This window comes from Flavobacterium sp. OHVDL-2026-0007, from assembly GCF_059882335.1.
Genome location: NZ_CM187612.1, coordinates 1,475,720 through 1,494,606, shown reverse-complemented (window position 1 = coordinate 1,494,606; position 18,887 = coordinate 1,475,720). Strand labels below are relative to the sequence as shown.

Below are 18,887 nucleotides of genomic sequence, written 5' to 3'. Positions count from 1 at the left end.
CTTAAGGTTTCTTTTTTTGATCTAATCGGTGGTATATTTCAGATTGAAGTAAACCGCTTCCTCCTCCATAGTGGGCAATGACTTCCACTTCAGGTTGATTTTCTATGCAAAAAGCAGTGAATTCTTTTTCAATCTGATCTTCAATACCAGAACTCAATAAAACGAAATCTAGTTTATTTTTTAAAAAGTAATCCTGTGCTAAGGACTCATGGTTAAAGCCTACGGCTTGCCAATTTTCATTCGCATTGACAAGTCGAAGTAAAATAGCAAGAATAGGTTCGTTTTTTCCGAGAATTAAGAATTTTAACTTTTCCATGACCTTCCAATATTAGATGACAAATTTACTAGAATTAAATTGGTACTGAGTTAATCTAGGATAAGAACGAAAAGTTAAATAAATATTAAAATCAAAAAAAAAGATGTTAGAATGTGGAAAACCGTACTTTTTTATAAAAAGGAGCATGTAGATTTGGGGTATAGAAATCAACAATTATGATGCTTTTGCCTTTTTAAATATCATATAGATTTCTATGGTTGAACTGTTTTTGGAGAAACATTTTTTTTTGAAATGAAAATGGATATATTCATCTAATCGTGAATAGGTTTGTATAAATTTGCAAGAGTACAACGACATCTAATTTTTTAGGGTTTTTAGGTTCGGTTATTAAACTGAATTTAAAAGCCCTTTTTTCATATCATGATTTTGAATCTAGGTGGATTGTTTATAAAAACACTTCTTTAGTAAGCGATTAAGAAAAGTTAGGAATAGAAAATTATCGGCTATGTTGGTTAGTAACGTAGGGGAGATACTCTTGGTTGTTTTCTAAAAGAACTTATTTGTTGATTTGGAGTACTAGTTTTTAGTGTGATACCTTCTTGAATAAGACTAGTACTGTTCAGAGTGCTTAAAGCATGATCGTGGTAAATGCTTTTTGTTCTTAGGTCAATGTAAGTTATCTGATCAATATCGCCTTTAGCATTCGTTTGTACAATAGTGTTAATGCCTTGTTTATGTAGTGTTTTGATCAAGTCAGGTAGGGAGTGTACCCTAAATAGGGCTATCTCTACATTTTTTTTTAATCTTTCCTTAGTTTGTGTACTGCTATGGATGTTTATTTTGAATTGATTTTCTAAAAAGGCTAAGGAAGGTTTGTTATATAAGTCACTTCCTTTGATGGGGACTCCACAAGGCTTTTGCTGTTCATTTAAGATAGTAAAGTACAATCGACTTGAGAAGTGTGTTTTTGAATTTTCTGATGATATCCAAACTTTGAGATTGTATTGACTTAGTACGGCATTTAGCTCATACAAATTAGTGTACTTGTACTGATTCAAAACATGATGAAGTGTATGGTTTATGGCCTTTTTTGATTCCATTTTTCCATACTGTATCCTCAAGGGACTTAAGGAGTTTAAAGTAAATCCTTCATCAGTTTTTCGGCCTTCTGCTTTGATTAATCCAAATTGTTCTTCAATTTCTTTTCTTGCAGGTTCTGATTTTTTCCTGGCTAATTGATACATATCCATTCGTTTGCCATTACGTTCGATCTGTGTAGTTAGTACATGGAGGTGTGGATGTGCAGTATCATTATGCTGATAGACTAAATAAGGTTGTTTTCCAAAACCTATTTTTTCCATGTAAGTATGGGTAATAGTGATTAGTTTTTCTTTAGATAGTTTTTGCAAAGGAGAAAAATTAATCGAAATATGTACAGTATTGCGAATGGCGCGCTGGTTTAGCATTGTTCTTGTTAGGAATCGCTTTAGTTTCATCTCATAGCTTATGTGGTGCAAATCCAGAGGGAAATTGCCTGCGACTAGGCATTCGGCTGTACCAATTCTAACTTTATTTTCATTATAGAGGAGAGTTCTTGTTATTGAATTTCCTGTTTTTATGATTGTAACCATTTGTCGGTAATTTTTTTAATTTGTTTTTTAATTTTTTCTATCCTTTTGCTTAACTTTTGCGTCGCTCTTATGTGGTCTTTTAGGACTTCTTTTATTTCGTTTAATTTCGGGTGTTGATTAAATTTTGCGACAACTTCAGGAAGATTATTTTTTAGAATGTTCATCTCATTGTTTAGTACTACTATTTCTTCGATCAAATCATCTAATGATTGATCTCGAAATATGGTGGTAATGGGGTTGTTTAAGAGAATATTTCGGATGTACTCACTGATACTGCGGCAGGTACTGTTTTGCTGCCGTAGCTTGATTTTTGCATATTCTTCTGGTTGTACTGCAAAAGTAATTACAAAAGATTTTTTGGATTGGTTTGTTTTCATGATGATGTTATTGTTAGTTAATTTTTGATCTTATTTTTTAACGACCAGATAAGCCATTTCAGGATCATTGGTAAGTCGATCCATTTCTGAATCAATAAGGTCCTGAATATCTTGTTTGATTTGCAGGTAATTCCTTTGGATCTCGTTGTGGTTAAGTTCACGGATAATGGGAATTTCTTTATATTGGGCAGCTTCCTTTTGAAGCGCTTTATGATCATTGAGTATTTCACAATGAAATGTTTTGAGTTCAATTTTGCAGTTGGGGTCATCGGCTACCATGCCGACAAATTCTCCTGAGCTTAAAGACGAAATTTTGGACGTAGGGACGGCCAATTCCAATTGTTTGGAACGACTAATAGAGGTGTCGCCACTATTAATTGAAATGCTCTCTCGGTCTTGCATAATTTTACCACAGCGATCCGATAGTAGTTTAGCCGTATCTCCAGTGACTTGTCCGCTGATAATATTTCCGGTAATGTTCATAATGACATCAGCTTGCTCGCGTCCGTAATCTTTTCGAAGTTGGCTAAAGTCTTGTATTCCCAAAGAGGTTGCTACTTTATTACTTCTTGCTGTGGCCATTAGACTATCGATATTGTTGAGGTAAATGGTGGGGAATTCGTCGAATATTAGACTGCTTTTTAACTTGCCTTTTTGATTGACCAATTTCAATAGACGGTTGACATATAGGGATAAGACTGCACCATAGATTTGTATCTTTTGAGGATTGTTACCCATGCAGATGATCTTAGGTTCGTCGGGATTGTTGATATCGAGTGTGAAGTCATTGCCAGATAATACATAGTAGAGCTGTGGAGATGAAAGTCGAGCCATGGCTACTTTGGCTGAAGCAATTTGCCCTTCGAGTTGCTCCATAACATCGTTGAGGTAGGCATTGATAAAAGGATTGATGAGTACTTCTACTTCTTTTTCGGTTCTCAGTAGGGTAAAGAGATCATCGTAATCGACTTGCATAAGTTCAATGACATGAGGGAGCGTGCAGTATTGACCTTCTTTGTATTTTCTCAGATACCAAATGATAGCTGTTAGAAAGTTGATAGGGGACTCTACAAAAAAATCTCCTTGGCGTTTGATCCATTCTCTATTGAGCCCAAGTAAAATGGTTCGGGCGGATTCTGCTGAGTCGGTAATGTCCGTCATAGCAGAAGGAACTAAAGGATTGCAACGATGTGTACGGTTGAGATCATCAAAATTGATACTATAAAATTTAGGAGGGATTTGGTAAGCTATTTTGGATCTGAGCCAGGTATTGTACGCAATAGTGGTCAGGTCATCGTATTTGAAATCATAAATGAACATGGCAAAACCTTTTTGGATGTGCTGGGTAATGATATGGCGTATGACAAAATAAGATTTCCCTGAACCAGGAGTACCCAATACTAGAAGTGCTCTAAAGGGATTAATGATGTTAATCCAGCTCTTTCGGACCTTATCTTTTAAATGATATTGAGCGGGAAGATTGATTGAATATTCATTCTCTAAAAGCCGTTCTTCTTGCGGGAAAGTCTCATTCTCTTTATTGAAAATATCAGTCGAATTGAGCCTGTTTTTGATAATGCGTGACAATAGCGTTCCTCCGGTGAGTATGAGCATAAAGCCAAGGGAGGTAACAGTTATATAGGCGATCATCTTGTGTGTACTGCTAAGCCTTAACAATAACAATAGGTAACTGATAAAGAAGGTCAGTAATCCTAGTCCGAGATAAGTGCAGGCTGTTTTGTATTGAAGCTTTTCGTTTTTCCGTCCTTTTGCTCCTAGGAGTGAGATCATTAAAAAACCGAGAGAAAAGCATTTAGATTTATTAAAATGATCAAATAAACCCGTATCGTAAATATTGCCTAATAGCGTAGCGGTAAATTCATTGACAAGTTGCCATTCTTGGAAAGCAGTGTAGCCGTAATAGTAAAAATGTAAAGACAAAAGAAAGATACTGATAAGTCTAGTCATATCAAGTATTTTTCGCAGAGCCTGCTCGTTTTCTCCAGTTTGCATAGCCATGATTTTAAAATTTGCTAGTTGTTATTTACCTAATCCACTGACATAGTCAGTGGATAGTAGATGTTACTGTAGGGGGTATTTGAGGCCATCTTGGGCCATCTTGGACATTTTTAAGCGAAATGGGAGGCATTTTACCTCAAAGGGTAGAATTGTAATTAAACCCTATGGTCTTAGCCTTGATCTTAATTTTTCACGGTTGTGTTTTTCAGTAGTCATTAGCCACTGGTTAAGGTCCTTGTGATCTTGATAAAGTGCACTTTCATCTTGGTATTGATCACTCCAATTAAGAGCGGTATGAGTGCACTTTTCGCCAGCCGGATCTCGATCTAGAAAGAGTCGGATCAGTTGGTGTTGCTCCATAAAGGGGCGTGCTTTTTCGATCATGGCCAATGAGTTGAGTACAACATAATCCTGTTCTTTTTCGTGGGAATGATTATGCAGGGTTTTGAAGGATAGAAAATCAAAGAAGCCTTCGAAGACTATTACTTCGTTACTATTATGACTAAAAGTACTTATGGCTTTGGGGAAACTGCTGAGTTTAAGATAGGGACTCCGAATTTCATATCCTCCAAGATCATTTTTAAAACCAATACCATTATGAGAACGACCATTTACAGTAAAGCGAATCTCTTGACAAAAGGCAGTAGCAATTTCTAAGGGAATTTTTCGCTGTTGAAGATAACGCAAAAGGGAGATAGAACGTAACGGTTGTTCCTTGAGAATGATCAGCTTGGATGGTCTTGGCTCTGGTGTGTTTTGAATAGGAATTACTGGATGAGATAAGGACAAATTGCCACAATGCTCTCTAAGAAACTCGCCAAGAGAACAGTTAAAAAAGAGCATGCCAAAGTCGACCAGATTGCCTCCTTTGCCCATTCCGTGATCGTACCATCTGTTGAGTTTAGTATTTATTTTAAATGATGCAGTCTTTTCATTACGCAAGGGCGAGAGATACCAATGGTCGTCACGAACTACTTTGGTTGGTTGAAATCCTAAAGTAGATAAATAAGCAACCATATCTATTTCCTTTGCTTGGTCGATGGGAAATCCCTTGTAGTTGAAATTCATAAGTACATGGTATCAAGTTCATTATTCAAATTCATACAACTAAATTAGAAAAGGGATTACAACTATGCAATCCTCATTGAATTTTGATGGTCAAATTCAGTTTGATCCTCTAGTGTTTTTATAATCAACTTGGGAAGTGTGTTGTAACTAGCTGTTAATTATGTAATTAGAAGCTATGTTTGTGTAAGTTATTTTTTATATTTCAGTCTAGCTTTGTCTTATATAAATCCATTAAATAAGTTATGATGAAGGCTCAAGATAAAAAAAACAGTGATACTAGTATCACTAATTCAAAAGTTCAGAATAAAAACAGCAACGATAAGACCGCTCGTATCAATGAAGAGATGCATGCTATGAATGAGATGAAAAAAATAGAGAATAATAAGGCAATAGCGAATCAAGGTTATACTGTGCGAAATGGGTATGATCCTAATAAGCCAAATCCAGATCGAGGAAATATTACTAATGACCAAGACGATTTAGAGGATGATTTTCAAACTGAAAGAGATGTCGATGTTGTTGGTCAGGATAGAGAAGACCTGTATTTAGAAGATGAAATTTTAAATAGGGAGAACAATAAATTCGTGAACTCAAAGCCTAATCAGGATGACGATTTTAACAAACCGGATGGTTTAGAAGATGAGAATCAGGACCAAGAGGATAAAGATAAATATATCGAGGATGATATTCAAGAGGACGACGAAGAGGAGCAGGACAAGACTCCCATAATTAATCCCAAAAAATTCTAAATTTTAAAAGAAGTAAGCAATGGATAAAAAGGCATTGACTATATAGTAAGTAGGTTAAAAAAATGAGGCCTCGGTTCAAAAAACCGAAGCTTTTTTTGTTTAATCCCCTATGAGAGTTAAGGTGGGAATATCATCCATTCTTGCTAGACGCTGGACTAATCCATACTTGGCTACTATGAGATCTTCCTCGGCTTTAATGAGTTCCTTTTGCCATTTGTTTTCTTGAGTGTTTGTATTTTGTATTTTACGCATGATTTCATAAATTTCTCCTTCAGCTTCCATGACTTTAAGTCTTTTATAATAGGTCAAGCTTTCAGTCATATGTGCAAGTGCTATCATGGCCGTCAAAAAGGGGTGATTGTTGGTCACATTTACCTCTTTAATTTTTCCGTGTTCGAGTTCCACTTTTAGGGCAAAAGCAAATTCCTCCATATTGAATTCCTCATGTTTACTTTTTGGATTCAAATAGGCTTTTATGGCTTCCACATTATTCATCGTAGAAAGATCAACATCAGTATCATTATGTAGATGTAAATCTTTAAAAACCACATTTCCAATAGCTCGTGCTTCAGCAATAGTGGGATCGTTTTTTGGATTTTCAAAGTCGCGAGTTGACCAATCCCAATTCTTAGGATGAATGGGTTTAATGTATTTTTCACAAAAAGCCTTTACATCGTTTGCCAAGCTTATCATTTGCTCGTCTCTTTTTATATAGACGTCCTGATAGGTGCCGATTTTTGTGCCCATAAGTTTTTGTTTTTAGTTGCGTTTGAAAATACAAACGGCACTTTTATCGAGATATAAGTGCCGTTAGATATGTGTGATTTTGTTCAATTCGACCTGGGTCAAATTCTTTTTCTTCCAGTAATTAAGGATATAACAAATAAGATTAAAAATAAAAAGAATAGCACTTTTGCTATACTGGCGGCTCCGGCGGAAATACCCCCAAAACCAAATATTCCTGCCACTATGGCTAGAATAATAAAAATGACTGTCCATCGTAACATAATATTGATTTTTTTAGTTAATACTAATCCTGTTTATTACTCAAATTTCCAGCTTTTAAAAGACATATATTAACTCAATACATTTTTTTATTAGTGCAATCGATCTCGCTCAGGCCTATATGGACTTGAGCGAGCTAAAAAGAGAATAATGGATATCTATTGAAGTGAAAAGAAAATTATTGCTGTTCAATAGTAGTGGCGATTTAGTTGTTTTTAGTGAGCAGGATACAATTAGGTAATAGTGATGATGTTAAGCGTATTGATAAATTGAATGGTACTCCTGTAGAAAGTAAATGACTTTGATCGCTTCTTATCGCTTATTTAGGCGTACATTTGAAGTAAATGGTAACGTACTAATGGATAATAAACAGAATATAAGGATTTTATTAACGGATGATGATGAAGATGATAGAGCGTTTTTTGCTGATGCACTCATTGATCTGGAGCTCAATTTTCCAGTTGAATTTTGTAAAAATGGTTTAGAACTTTTAAATCGACTTTACAATAAAAACCTTCATGTGCCCGATATCATTTTTTTAGATCTTAACATGCCCGTAATGTCGGGTTTTGAAACTTTACAGCAAATTCGTGATGATGTTCAGTTTAAACATATCCCACTCATAGCTATTTATTCCACATCAGCCACCCAGGAAGGGATAAAAAGCACTTTTGGTTTAGGAGCTAACGCCTATGTCGTTAAACCAACTGCCTTTGATGATTTGAAAAAATTGCTCAAAAAGGTAATTGAAATGGACTGGGATGAAAAATTGAAGAATTCTGAATTGGAATCTTTTATAATCACTATTTAAATTAAAAAGGATTATGTATTGGTAATACAGTAACTTTTAATAGTGACCTATTGATTGACTACAAATAGTACTTTAAACACTAACAATGAAATCAATAAGAGCAAGCATGCCTACACCCATAAGTGTCTTACCTGAAGCTATGCGACAGGATTTTCCTATAGTAGGTATTGGAGCTTCCGCAGGAGGACTTGAGGCCTTTAGAGAGTTTATAGATGCCATTCCTATTGACTCGGAAATGGCTTATGTTATTGTGCAGCATTTACATCCCTTGCACGATAGTATGCTGACCGAACTTCTTTCAGATGTTGCGAAAATCCCAATAAGTGAAATTACGGATGATATTCATTTGGTACCCAATATGATTTATGTGATCCCCGAGAATAAAATGTTGACCTCTTTTGATGGCGTTTTAAAATTAAGCCCACGTGTAAAGGATACTAGAAATCAAGCCATTGATATTTTTTTTACATCGCTAGCCCAAGTGCATCTTGATTTGGCTTATGGTGTATTGCTCTCCGGTAATGGAGCCGATGGTACCATTGGTTTAGGGGCAATAAAAAAGCATGGCGGTATTACTTTTGCACAAAATTTGGATGCTGCTAATAATGAGATGCCACAAAATGCGATTCATGCTCAAGTGGTTGATTATGTATTGTCTCCTACTCAAATAGTAGAAAAACTCCTTGAGTTATCGATTGTCAGAGCAAGTGCTAATGATAATGAAGATGAGGTGTTTAATAAAATAATTAAAATTTTGCACCATCACAGTGGTGTTGATTTTAGTTATTACAAACAAACAACAATTCGTAGACGTATCGCCAGAAGAATGACATTGAACAAAATTAGTAGTTTAAAGGAGTATCTTAAAGTATTGCAAGGGGATCAATTAGCACCAGAAGATTTGTTTAATGATTTACTGATACCGGTGACAGAGTTTTTTAGAGATGGTAAAATATTTCAAACCTTAAGGGAAAAAGTATATCCCTTATTGAGTAAAAGAGTCATCGAAGGAAACGCCATACGCATATGGATCGCGGGCTGTTCTACTGGAGAAGAGGCTTATTCATTGGCTATTTCGCTGCACGAATTCTTAGGTGAGAATTTAGACGGAAAAGAAATTCAAATCTTTGCTTCTGATATTTCAGAAATAGCGATCGCTAAAGCAAGGCTTGGATTTTATAGAAAATCTCAGATGAAAAATGTACCGGAAACGATACTGACCAAATATTTTACGGCCAATACAAACGGTTATAAAATAAAAAGGCAAATTCGGGATTTGTGCATTTTTGCTGTCCACAATTTTTTGACGGATCCACCTTTTGCTAAAATGGATTTAATAACCTGTAGAAATGTTTTCATTTATATGGATTCCTTTTTGCAAAAAAAGTCACTGACTACTTTTCATTATGCCCTAAAAGAAAATGGTTTTTTACTTTTGGGAAAATCGGAGACAGCGGTCCCTGCTGGTGAGCTTTTTCAGCCTTTTGACAAAGCAAGTAAAATTTATTCACGTAAACAAGTTTCAGGTAGAATGGTACATTCAGGAATGGGATCCAGAGATAAGAACACCAACTCACGAGTAGATATCCAAAGGAAAGAAGTGATTAAAGAAGATTTTAGGAAAAGTGCCGAAGCTATATTGCTTTCCAAATATACACCAGCGAGTGTCATTGTAAGTGAACAGATGGATATCGTGCATATCAATGGTTCTATTGCTGACTTTATAGAACTCTCACAAGGTAAACCTACTTTTAATCTGCTAAAGATGGCACGTGATGGTCTCGCTTTTGAATTGCGTAACGCCTTTCTCAAAGCAAAGGAAACAACATCATTGATAAAAAAAGAAGGGATTCAGATTAAAAATAAAGGGAGTATTAGTGAAGTGACTATTGAAGTACAACCGCTCCCTGATACTACAGATCCTTATTTTTTAGTGCTATTTTATCAAAGTATTACGCAAAAGAACGTAGTCTCCAATGAATATACAGCGGAGGAATTACGCGATAATGTTAATTTGAAAAGGATCGCATTGCTTGAAAGAGAATTGGCTAAAATTCACTATGATGTAAATGCGATTAGCGAAGAACAAGACGCTTCTAAAGAAGAACTACAAAGCGCCAATGAAGAGTTATTAAGTGGAAGTGAAGAACTCCAAAGTCTTAATGAAGAATTAGAAACTTCCAAGGAAGAGTTGCAGTCCAGTAATGAGGAGCTTTTGCAAATCAATCAGGAGCTTTTAAATAAACAACACCAGATTAATATTTCAAAGAATTATACCGAGGCGATAGTGGCAACACTTCGAGAGCCTATAGTGGTACTGGATACTAACCTAAGAATAAAAAACATCAATAGAGCTTTCTCAAAAAAGTATAATATTGAGAAAGAAGAAGCTACTGGGAAACTAATTTATGAAATTCAGAATCATCTTTTTGATAATATCCCGATGCGGGCCATGCTTGAGAAAGTACTTCCAGAGAAAACACAGCTTGATGATTATCAAATTTCGGTAAACCTTTTACCTTACGGAGAAAGCATCATGTTACTTAATGCTCGACAAGTGACCAATGAAACCAGTAAGGAACAATTAATTTTGTTGGCCATCGAGGACATTACAGAGCGAAGGATTATTGAAAACAGATTGCAGGTACTTTCAGATGGTTTTGAAGCCAAAGTGGAGGAGCGTACCGCTGATTTAGTAACAACCAATATAGAACTCAAGAATTCCATTAAAGATTTGTATGATGCCAATGTTCAGTTACAAGAGTATGCCTATGTAGCCAGTCATGATCTGCAGGAACCTTTGCGTAAGATTTTAATGTTTATTAGCAGAATCTTAGGCATGGAGGAAAAAATTTCTGAAGAAGCCCTTAGCATGCTTGAAAAGATTAGCAAGTCATCCATAAGAATGAATACGCTTATTAAAGATTTACTAGCTTATTCCTATCTCAATAATCCAGATAAACAATTTATCAGTACAGATTTAAATGTGATTCTGGCTAACATTCTTGTTGATTTTGAATTGCTGATAGAAGAGCGAAATCTCGATATAAAACTCGGGAAATTGCCTATTATCAATGCTATTCCCTTGCAGATGAATCAGCTTTTTTACAACCTTATCAGCAATGCCTTAAAGTTCTACAAAAATGACGGTTCGAAATCTAAAATTGAAATCAGTTCACGATTGCTTACTAAGTCGCAAGTTAAAAAACATCTAGGCTTGGATCCCGCCTTGTCTTACTATGAAATCATAATCAAGGATAATGGTATTGGTTTTGATGAGCAATATAAAAATAAGATTTTCACAATTTTTCAGCGACTTCATAATAATGAAGTGTATACTGGTACGGGTATTGGATTGTCTATTGGGAAGAAAATTGTGGAAAATCACAAAGGGATTATTTTCTCAAAAGCAGAGGAAAATATAGGAGCAGAGTTTCATATTATACTTCCAGTATAATAGGTACTTTGTTGAACCTAAGATCAGGCTTTTAAATTAGTATCTCGGACGATATAGACTTCAATTGTGTTGTGTTTAATGCTCACATTCACTGCGTAGCTTTGTTTAATTTGACTACTTTTTCGAATCTTCCATGATGACTTAGGGAGACGTCTTGAGCTACAGTATTCGGCTTAGTGATGAAGTAGGGAATACCGTTTTCATCTTTAGTAATGCCTTTATTTTCAATCTCAATGACTTGATTCAAATCCGTTAAATGGCGCACGGCTATAGTATGGATGCTGTCCGTAGAAAGAATGGTTTTGGTGTGATAAAGTTCGTCTTCGCAAAACACTTGACCTGTACTATAAAAGTTGCCTTTTGAGAGTAGGGTGCATTGTAATTTTTTAGGGATATAAGCCCTCCTTTTAGTTTGTCGGTTGTAGATTTTATAGGCCGCCTCTTTCATGCTCCAAAGTAACCACACCATTCGCTCTGGCTCAGGATCTTTGGTAATGAGCAGTTGTTCTTCAGTGGTAAATAGTTTTTGAAGGAAACCCTCACGTTGCCAGTTGCTTTGATGCTGGGCGAGTTGTAAATCTATGACGTCATTGCCGATCATTTAGCCGCGAGTTTGGTCTCAATAATGGTGACTGCGCTTTTAACATTCAGCATTTGCTCCATATCGGTGTTGTCAATAACCACATCAAAGGCTTCTTCAATATCCAATACAATATCCACTAAATTAGCAGAATTGATACCTAGATCATTAATGAAATCGGTATCTTCTGTTAGGTTGTCATAAGCTTCTGTTTTAGTGGTATACGGCTTTATGATTACTTTTAATTGAGCAATTAGTTCTTCTTTGTTCATGACTTAGTTTTTAAATTTTTTAAACAATATACAGGCATTGACGTCTCCAAAACCAAAGCTGGCCTTGGCAATGATATTCAGATTGGTGTGCATAGTTTGTAATGGCACTCTCGAGGGATCAATTAGGGCCGTAATTTCAGGATGCAAATCTTCACAATTGGGATTGCCAAATATAAAGCCTTCATGGAGTTGTAGCACTGTGGCTACACTCTCGACACTTCCAGAGGCACTAAGGCAGTGTCCGGTCATGCTCTTTAGAGAATTAATATACGGGAAATCAGTTCCACTTCTGCCCAATGCTTTGGTCCAGTTTTCGATCTCTAGACTATCTTTTGTCGTGGCAGTAAGATGACCATTTATAGCGTCAATATCCTGTGGAGATATCCCCGCGTTCTCTATGGTCTGGCTAATGCATCTTTGTACGGCATTGCTGTTCGGAGCAGTCATACTACCACTGCCACGTTGCCCTCCTGAGTTCACACATCCTGATAGTATTTCGGCATAAATAGTCGCTCCCCTTGCTATGGCACTGTCTAAATCTTCGACTACTAAGGCTCCGGCGCCACTACCAGGAACAAATCCGGCTGCGGAGGCACTCATAGGACGAGATCCTTGTTCAGGACTGTCGTTAAATTGAGAACTACAGACCCGAAGGGCATCAAAACCCGCCCATATATAAGGACCGCTATCGCTAGTGCTTCCCGCTAGTATACGTTTTGCATGTCCTGCTTGTATGCGGTCATAAGCCATAATAATAGCCTCTGCTCCTGTGACACAGGCAGATGAATTGGTGGTCACTTGGTTGCCAAGACCTAGTTTACCACCAAGGTAGGCGCTAATGCCACTGTTCATGGTTTGGGACACAACGGTGCTACCGAGTCTACGGGTTTGCAATTCATCTATTTTGTAGATACTCTCCCGAAATTTATCGATGCCCGAGGTACCAGCTCCAAAAATGGTTCCACTGTCCCAATCGGGTTCTTCATTGTTTACGATTGATAATCCAGCATTTTGCCAGGCTTCCATACCGGCCATAACGCCGTATAAGATACCCGTGCTATTGAATCCTCTGAGTTCCAATTCGGTAAAATATTGTGCTTTAAGTTCGTCTGTTATTAGAGGTTGACCTGCTATCTGACAAGAAAACTGTAAGGCTTGTAATTGAGGATCATGGCGTATGCCTGATAGGCCATTTTTTAGAGCATGGATAAAAGCGGTTATGCCTACTCCGTTTGGAGCGGCTACCCCTAGACCTGTTATGACAACGCGCCTTTTCATAGTTTAGTCGTTATCATGCCGGCCACTATACCTTTGCAGACTTCCTGTCCAGCTTGATTGGTCATCACGACATTACATTTAAGTTTACCGAATCTGAAAAATGTTTTCTCAGAAGTTACGGTTACTTTTTCATTGGGATACACGGGTTTTAAAAACTGCATATCGGCTGAGGTAAAGGCAATGACAGTATCTTTTTTTAGTTCATTATTCAAGAGGTAAATGCCCAAACAAACCATGCCGATCTGTGCCATGGTTTCGGTTAGAATAACACCGGGAGTTACGGGATTATCCTTAAAATGACCTTTATAAAAATCCAAGTCTTCTTTAAAAGTATAGGTACCCGTTATACCGTTTTGATCCGCATGTAGCAATTCGTCTACGAATAAAAATGGTGGGCTATAGGGCAACTGAGCGATAATATTGTTTAGATCCATAGTTTGATTTTTTAGGTGCTAATTACCATTGCAATAGGATACGCTGGGCGGAGAATCCTGGTCCGAAACTAAGCATCAGTCCTTTTTCTCCAGTTTGCGGATTTTTCTCCATAATGCGTTCTAAAACGTACAGTACTGTCGCGCTGGACATATTGCCGTACTTTTTGAGTACTTCCTTAGTATCTTCAATGTCTTTGTCTAAAGAAGAGAAAAGAGCTTCCACGGTGGTGATGATTTTTTTACCACCAGGATGAAAGATCATATGGTCGATGTCTTTGATTTCTAAATTGTTTTTTTGAAGAAAGGGATGAATGATGTCCTCAAAATGGGAGGAGATGGTATCGGGAACGGCTATATCCAAAACCATTTGTAAACCACTATTGGTGAGTTTAAAACCCATCATATGTTCCGCATCGTAAAAATGGTACATTTGTTCATCGACTACTTCAGGACCCAAATCAGCTTCATAGGAAGACAATAAACAGCAAGCAGCCCCATCTCCAAAAATGGCGGCGCTGACAATATTGGGCATTGAAAAATCCGTAAGCTGAAAAGTGGCGGTAGGGGATTCTACGGCGATTACAGCAGCACGTTTGCCTGGGTTAGCCTTGAGGAAGTTCTTGGCATAGATAATGCCGGATATTCCCGCAGCGCAGCCCATCTCCGTTACCGGTAAGCGTACGATATCTTGTCTGAGGTTCATTTTGTTGATCAGGTAAGCATCTAAGGAAGGGATCATAATCCCGGTGCAGCTCACCGTGATAATATAATCGAGCGTTTGAGGATCCCAATTGGCTTTTTCCAAGGCTTTGCTCAGTACTTGTTCCCCTAGGACAATCATTTCACGACTGTAAATGGCATTTTTATCTTCAAAGGAAGTAGTGGTAAAGACCTCCGCTGGATCCATTATAGAATAACGCTCATCTACAGCAGCACCTTCAAATATCTTTTTTACTTTTTTGATAAAGCGTTCTTCTTGACCTTCTAACCACCCATCAAGTAGTGGAAGTATATCGGCTGTTTGGCGGGAATACTGGGGAAGTTGCTTGGCAACTGTAACTATTTTTACACTCATGTTTTAGCAATTATCCATTGGTAACGAAAAGCCCATTTCCAGTTAATGGTATAGTTTTTTAAATGTATTGCTCTGGAGAAATCTTCTAAATCCTTTTTTTTAAATCCTCTTAATATAGAAACTAGGCCATCTTCACGGGACATTCTATTAAGTCTAAAAACAGTGCAAATCAGTTCAAAAAGCCCGTAAGCGATTTTGCTGCGATGCAAATCGTTCACGACAATACCTATTGTGGCATTGTTATTAAAGGTAGTGATTATATTTAATATTTCCTCGTTTGTAAAATGGTGTAGGGTAAGGGTGCATAAAGCGATGTCATAGGTAAGGCTAGTAAAATCTTCGCTAAAAATATCCACACAGCGGTACTCAATATTGGGATAGGCTGCTGATTGTGCTTTAGCATAATTGATGGTAAAGTCATTGGCATCGATTCCTATTAATTGAAAATGGAGATTGTTTTTTTGAGCGTAAGTAGCGAGCATTCGAAGCATATCTCCATTTCCGCAGCCTATGTCCACGATGCGTATGGGACTGCTGCGATCACTTTTTTTTAAGAGTTGTTTTAGAGCATGAAGTATCACCGTATTGCCTCCAAGAAATTGGTTGATACGGGCAATTTGATCAAGAGCAGCTCGAAGTTCTTCTCCCTCAAGGGAAAAGTCATCCATTATCTCTGGTTCTTGTGACCTGTATGTGGTGTCTATCATGTAGTGATTGCTATGGGTTTGCCGTGGGTGTAGCTAATGATTCTTGGAAGCAGTCTTGGGGACGCAACAGCTAGGGCTACTAATAGATTGGTAACAGTTTTGTTTCTTAAGATGCGTGCCAGAAGCCTTCCCATAGACAAGCGTTTTCCAAAATGTTTTTGCCATTGTAGGCTATAGGTGCTTTCGAGAGCTGCGCGTGAGGGTATTTTACCCGAGTAATAATCCAGTACGAGTTCAGAGGCTATTTTTGCACTGTGTATGGCCATGGCCATGCCATTTCCACATAAGGGGTGAATTAGCCCAGCAGCGTCGCCCATCATTAAAATATGCTGTTCCACAGCTTGCTTTTTATCAAAGGATATTTGGCTGATGGTAATGGGCTTGTCAAAGAGCAGGGTACTGTTTTCAAAAATAGTTTTAAGCTGTTTGTTTTGGTAGAGTACATTAGATTGGTATTGTTCAATGTTTTTGTACTTCTTAAAAGTGGCATAATCGGCCAGATAACAGATGTTTATAATATTGTTTTCGACTTTCGAAACGCCACAATAACCACCTTTAAAGTTATGTAAGGCCACAAGATCATTATCGAAATCTCCAGAATAATGTGCCTTAACAGCCAGCCATGGTGATTTTTTAGAAACAAATCTTCTGGATAAAAAGGGATCTATATTGGAGCGTTTGCCAAAAGCACCCAATACTATTTTGGCCGATAAGGTTTGGTGGGGAGTGCTAACGGTAAAGGAGTCTTGGGCAAAGGAAATAGCCGTAACCATTTCTTGGATAATAGTGCAATTGTGAGCTAAGGCTTTTTGATATAAAAAATGATCCAGTTCGTAGCGGCTGATGCCAAAGCCTCCCAAAGGAAGTTTTGCAGTGGTTATTTTGCCAGTGCGTGTACTAAACTCAAAGCGGTTAATATGGGTGGGCTTCAGTTGTAAAACATCTACACCTAGCCAAATAAGATAGGGTAAAATCTCGTTGGAAATGTATTCGCCACATACTTTATGACGAGGATAACTTGACTTTTCAATCAAGGTTACTTTTAATCCCTGTTGAGATAGATGTATCGCTCCTGCCAAACCGGCAAGACCACCGCCTATAATGATTACATCTGGATCTGTTTCCATACCAGCAATTTAACAATTAAATCTCAAACCATAATCATTATTAGGGATTAAAATTTAAGGGAATTTAGAGGGAACTAGTGCTGAAAAAAAAAGGAAAATAACTCTAGAAGATCATGGGGAGGTCAAAATAAAATAGTTTCTAGTTCATGTTTTCATAGTTAAAAGTACACGTTTTTTTTAGAAATCTGAATATCCAGAGTAAATTTTGAACCTTCTTGACATATTCGAAATAGCTTTCCTTTTGAATAACCTTCATTATATTCTTTTTATTACGAAATTTTCTGCTCATTACTGCCAACGTCAGTCTGTGAAAAAACTTCCGTTTGATTACAAATAAATATAGCAAAATACTGTTATGAAAACAGGAATTTTCGTATTTTTAAGAATGCAATATATCTCAGGAATTCCCCGCCACCAGGTGCGTATTTCAAGTTTAGAGGACACTATAAGTCTGGATAATCCGGTACGTTTTATCGATGCTTTTGTCTCTTTTTTAGACTTATCAAAACTTGGTTTTTCAGTTCAAACACTTAATAAAGAGGGGCGTCCAAGTTATAACAGCCCAGTATTTATAAAGATCTATTTGTATGGATATCTAAATGGTTTGAGAAGTAGTCGTAAACTAGAAAAAGAATGTTATAGAAACATTGAAATGCAGTGGTTATTAGAAGATATTCGTCCCAATTACCACAGTATATCAGACTTCAGAAAGAATATTCATTAGCATTAAAGAACTTGTTTAAACTCTATGTTGTCTTTTTAAAAGACGCCGATTTAATAGGCTGTGAAACCATTGCCATTGATGGAACTAAAAACCGAGCGCACAATAGTAAGAAAGCTAATTTCAATCAAAAGAAAATAGATCAACATTTAGAATATATTGAAATCAAAACACATGAATATCTAAATGCTTTGGAGGAAAATGATACCAAGGAGAATTCTACAGAAATCAAAAATATCCAACAAAAGATAGAACGCTTAAAACAAAACAAGCTTCGCTATGATTTACTGGAAGAAAAATTAAAAGCAAGCGGTGATCCTCAAATAAGCACTACTGATAGCGATGCCAGAGTATTATTAGTGCAAGGACAAGTGGTTGAAATATCTTTTAATGTCTAGACTGCAGTTGATAGCAAACACAATCTTGTGGTAGCCACCCATACCATCAACAAAAACGACCGCAGTGCCTTGTCGGCAATTGCTATTGAAGCTAAAGAGAATCTAGCCATCGAAACTTATACCGCATTGGTAGACAAAGGCTATCATAATGGCAAACAAATAGAAATCTGCAAAAAAGCGAACATCTCTACAATTGTAGCGCAGCCCGAACAAGGAAAAAATAAAGAAAGGATAGCTGAGGGTTATTTGATCTCAAACTTCAAATACGACCAAACCACTGACACCTACACTTGCCCACAGGGAGAAACGCTTAAAACTACAGGTCACTGGCACAAGAAAACCGATACCGATAGTTATGAATTCAAGAGATACCGAACATCCAAATGCAGGGAATGTCCCGTAAAACATTTATGCAACAGCAGGGTGGCTGGACGAGATATAGACCGCAGTCAATACGCCGATGCCGTAGAGGAAAACAACAAACGTTACAACGCAAATGCGTAACTCTACCGCAAGAGGCAGGAAATAAACGAACATATCTTTGGCACGATCAAACGGCAATGGGGCTATAATCACACTAATTTAACAGGATTGGAAAAAGTAAACGGAGAACATAGCTTGATTATGCTGGTATATAACATCAAACGCAGTATCAATATACTGGGCGTACCGGATCTGATCGCAAAACTCCAAAAATGGAACTCACCCTACAAAGCAAAAGTCTTGTTTTTAATAAAAAGGAGCTATTTAAAGCTTAATACAACAACAAAATTTTATTCAGATAAATTGGAAGCCGAAAAAAAGTGGTTCAGTATAAGGATTTATTTGAATTGTAGTGACTTGAAATTTGGAGGTTTTAATTAGAAAATGAGGTTTTTTCACAGCCTGACGTTCTCGCGCT

The 18,887-nt window shown here is 37.1% G+C and carries 19 protein-coding genes and 1 pseudogene; 6 read left to right on the top strand and 14 right to left on the bottom strand.

The features are described 5' to 3' along the window. Position 1: 1 nt before the first annotated feature. The 5 genes from AC51AA_RS05750 to AC51AA_RS05730 all read right to left on the bottom strand — a co-directional run bounded on the left by AC51AA_RS05750 (position 2) and on the right by AC51AA_RS05730 (position 5,372). A complete protein-coding gene (locus AC51AA_RS05750; protein WP_500704775.1) occupies positions 2-316 on the bottom strand; it encodes a hypothetical protein in 315 nt (104 codons plus the stop codon). A gap of 473 nt (positions 317-789) precedes the next feature. Beyond that, a complete protein-coding gene (locus AC51AA_RS05745; protein ID WP_500704774.1) occupies positions 790-1,908 on the bottom strand; it encodes a relaxase/mobilization nuclease domain-containing protein in 1,119 nt (372 codons plus the stop codon). After that, the gene (locus AC51AA_RS05740; protein WP_500704773.1) at positions 1,893-2,285 is read right to left on the bottom strand and encodes a plasmid mobilization protein; all 393 of its coding nucleotides are present in this window, start codon (positions 2,283-2,285) and stop codon (positions 1,893-1,895) included. Before AC51AA_RS05740 ends, AC51AA_RS05745 begins: the two co-directional genes overlap by 16 nt. A gap of 30 nt (positions 2,286-2,315) precedes the next feature. After that, complete coding sequence (gene mobC / locus AC51AA_RS05735; RefSeq protein WP_500705614.1) at positions 2,316-4,298, bottom strand: conjugal transfer protein MobC; 1,983 nt, start codon at positions 4,296-4,298, stop codon at positions 2,316-2,318. A 168-nt stretch (positions 4,299-4,466) separates the two neighbouring features. Further along, positions 4,467-5,372: a DUF8464 domain-containing protein gene (locus tag AC51AA_RS05730; RefSeq protein WP_500704772.1), complete on the bottom strand. Its 906-nt coding sequence runs from the start codon at positions 5,370-5,372 to the stop codon at positions 4,467-4,469. A gap of 242 nt (positions 5,373-5,614) precedes the next feature. Here AC51AA_RS05730 and AC51AA_RS05725 point away from each other — a divergent pair, with 242 nt between their 5' ends. Next, positions 5,615-6,121, top strand: coding sequence for a hypothetical protein (locus tag AC51AA_RS05725; protein ID WP_500704771.1), 507 nt, complete (start codon positions 5,615-5,617; stop codon positions 6,119-6,121). 99 nt (positions 6,122-6,220) lie between these two features. Here AC51AA_RS05725 and AC51AA_RS05720 read toward each other — a convergent pair whose 3' ends face one another. Together AC51AA_RS05720 and AC51AA_RS05715 are read right to left on the bottom strand one after the other, a co-directional pair. Next, positions 6,221-6,868, bottom strand: coding sequence for a DUF5661 family protein (locus tag AC51AA_RS05720; RefSeq protein WP_500704770.1), 648 nt, complete (start codon positions 6,866-6,868; stop codon positions 6,221-6,223). A gap of 98 nt (positions 6,869-6,966) precedes the next feature. Beyond that, a complete protein-coding gene (locus tag AC51AA_RS05715; protein WP_500704769.1) occupies positions 6,967-7,128 on the bottom strand; it encodes a DUF1328 domain-containing protein in 162 nt (53 codons plus the stop codon). A 293-nt stretch (positions 7,129-7,421) separates the two neighbouring features. Between AC51AA_RS05715 and AC51AA_RS05710 the strand changes: the two genes are divergently transcribed. Further along, complete coding sequence (locus AC51AA_RS05710; RefSeq protein ID WP_500704768.1) at positions 7,422-7,937, top strand: response regulator; 516 nt, start codon at positions 7,422-7,424, stop codon at positions 7,935-7,937. Between the two features lie 85 nt (positions 7,938-8,022). Then, positions 8,023-11,394, top strand: a complete 3,372-nt coding sequence (locus AC51AA_RS05705) for a CheR family methyltransferase (protein ID WP_500704767.1) — start codon at positions 8,023-8,025, stop codon at positions 11,392-11,394. Positions 11,395-11,482: 88 nt separating this feature from the next. On the opposite strand, the gene AC51AA_RS05700 is transcribed toward AC51AA_RS05705, so the two are convergent. Genes AC51AA_RS05700 through AC51AA_RS05670 form a run of 7 tightly spaced genes read right to left on the bottom strand, consistent with a single transcriptional unit; the run spans position 11,483 to position 16,867 of the window. Continuing rightward, positions 11,483-11,995: a 4'-phosphopantetheinyl transferase family protein gene (locus AC51AA_RS05700; protein WP_500704766.1), complete on the bottom strand. Its 513-nt coding sequence runs from the start codon at positions 11,993-11,995 to the stop codon at positions 11,483-11,485. Continuing rightward, positions 11,992-12,246 carry an acyl carrier protein gene (locus tag AC51AA_RS05695; RefSeq protein ID WP_500704765.1) on the bottom strand — a complete coding sequence of 85 codons (255 nt, stop codon included), beginning with the start codon at positions 12,244-12,246 and terminating at the stop codon, positions 11,992-11,994. The genes AC51AA_RS05700 and AC51AA_RS05695 overlap by 4 nt, the downstream gene beginning before the upstream one ends. A gap of 3 nt (positions 12,247-12,249) precedes the next feature. Beyond that, positions 12,250-13,524 (bottom strand): beta-ketoacyl-[acyl-carrier-protein] synthase family protein, encoded by a 1,275-nt coding sequence (locus tag AC51AA_RS05690; protein ID WP_500704764.1) that lies wholly within the window; start codon positions 13,522-13,524, stop codon positions 12,250-12,252. Then, positions 13,521-13,958, bottom strand: a complete 438-nt coding sequence (locus AC51AA_RS05685) for a 3-hydroxyacyl-ACP dehydratase FabZ family protein (RefSeq protein WP_500704763.1) — start codon at positions 13,956-13,958, stop codon at positions 13,521-13,523. Before AC51AA_RS05685 ends, AC51AA_RS05690 begins: the two co-directional genes overlap by 4 nt. Positions 13,959-13,980: 22 nt before the next feature. Continuing rightward, positions 13,981-15,033: a type III polyketide synthase gene (locus tag AC51AA_RS05680; RefSeq protein WP_500704762.1), complete on the bottom strand. Its 1,053-nt coding sequence runs from the start codon at positions 15,031-15,033 to the stop codon at positions 13,981-13,983. Then, entirely contained in the window at positions 15,030-15,740 is a 711-nt protein-coding gene (locus AC51AA_RS05675; protein WP_500704761.1) for a methyltransferase domain-containing protein, read from the bottom strand. Before AC51AA_RS05675 ends, AC51AA_RS05680 begins: the two co-directional genes overlap by 4 nt. Beyond that, positions 15,737-16,867: an NAD(P)/FAD-dependent oxidoreductase gene (locus AC51AA_RS05670; protein ID WP_500704760.1), complete on the bottom strand. Its 1,131-nt coding sequence runs from the start codon at positions 16,865-16,867 to the stop codon at positions 15,737-15,739. Before AC51AA_RS05670 ends, AC51AA_RS05675 begins: the two co-directional genes overlap by 4 nt. Before the next feature lie 355 nt (positions 16,868-17,222). On the opposite strand from AC51AA_RS05670, the gene AC51AA_RS05665 reads away from it, so the two are divergent. The 3 genes and pseudogenes from AC51AA_RS05665 to AC51AA_RS05655 all read left to right on the top strand — a co-directional run bounded on the left by AC51AA_RS05665 (position 17,223) and on the right by AC51AA_RS05655 (position 18,850). Continuing rightward, entirely contained in the window at positions 17,223-17,591 is a 369-nt protein-coding gene (locus AC51AA_RS05665; protein ID WP_500704759.1) for a transposase, read from the top strand. A gap of 11 nt (positions 17,592-17,602) precedes the next feature. Then, positions 17,603-17,986, top strand: a complete 384-nt coding sequence (locus AC51AA_RS05660; RefSeq protein ID WP_500704758.1) for a hypothetical protein — start codon at positions 17,603-17,605, stop codon at positions 17,984-17,986. A gap of 27 nt (positions 17,987-18,013) precedes the next feature. Continuing rightward, positions 18,014-18,850, top strand: a pseudogene (locus AC51AA_RS05655) (transposase). The last annotated feature ends 37 nt before the right edge of the window (positions 18,851-18,887 follow it).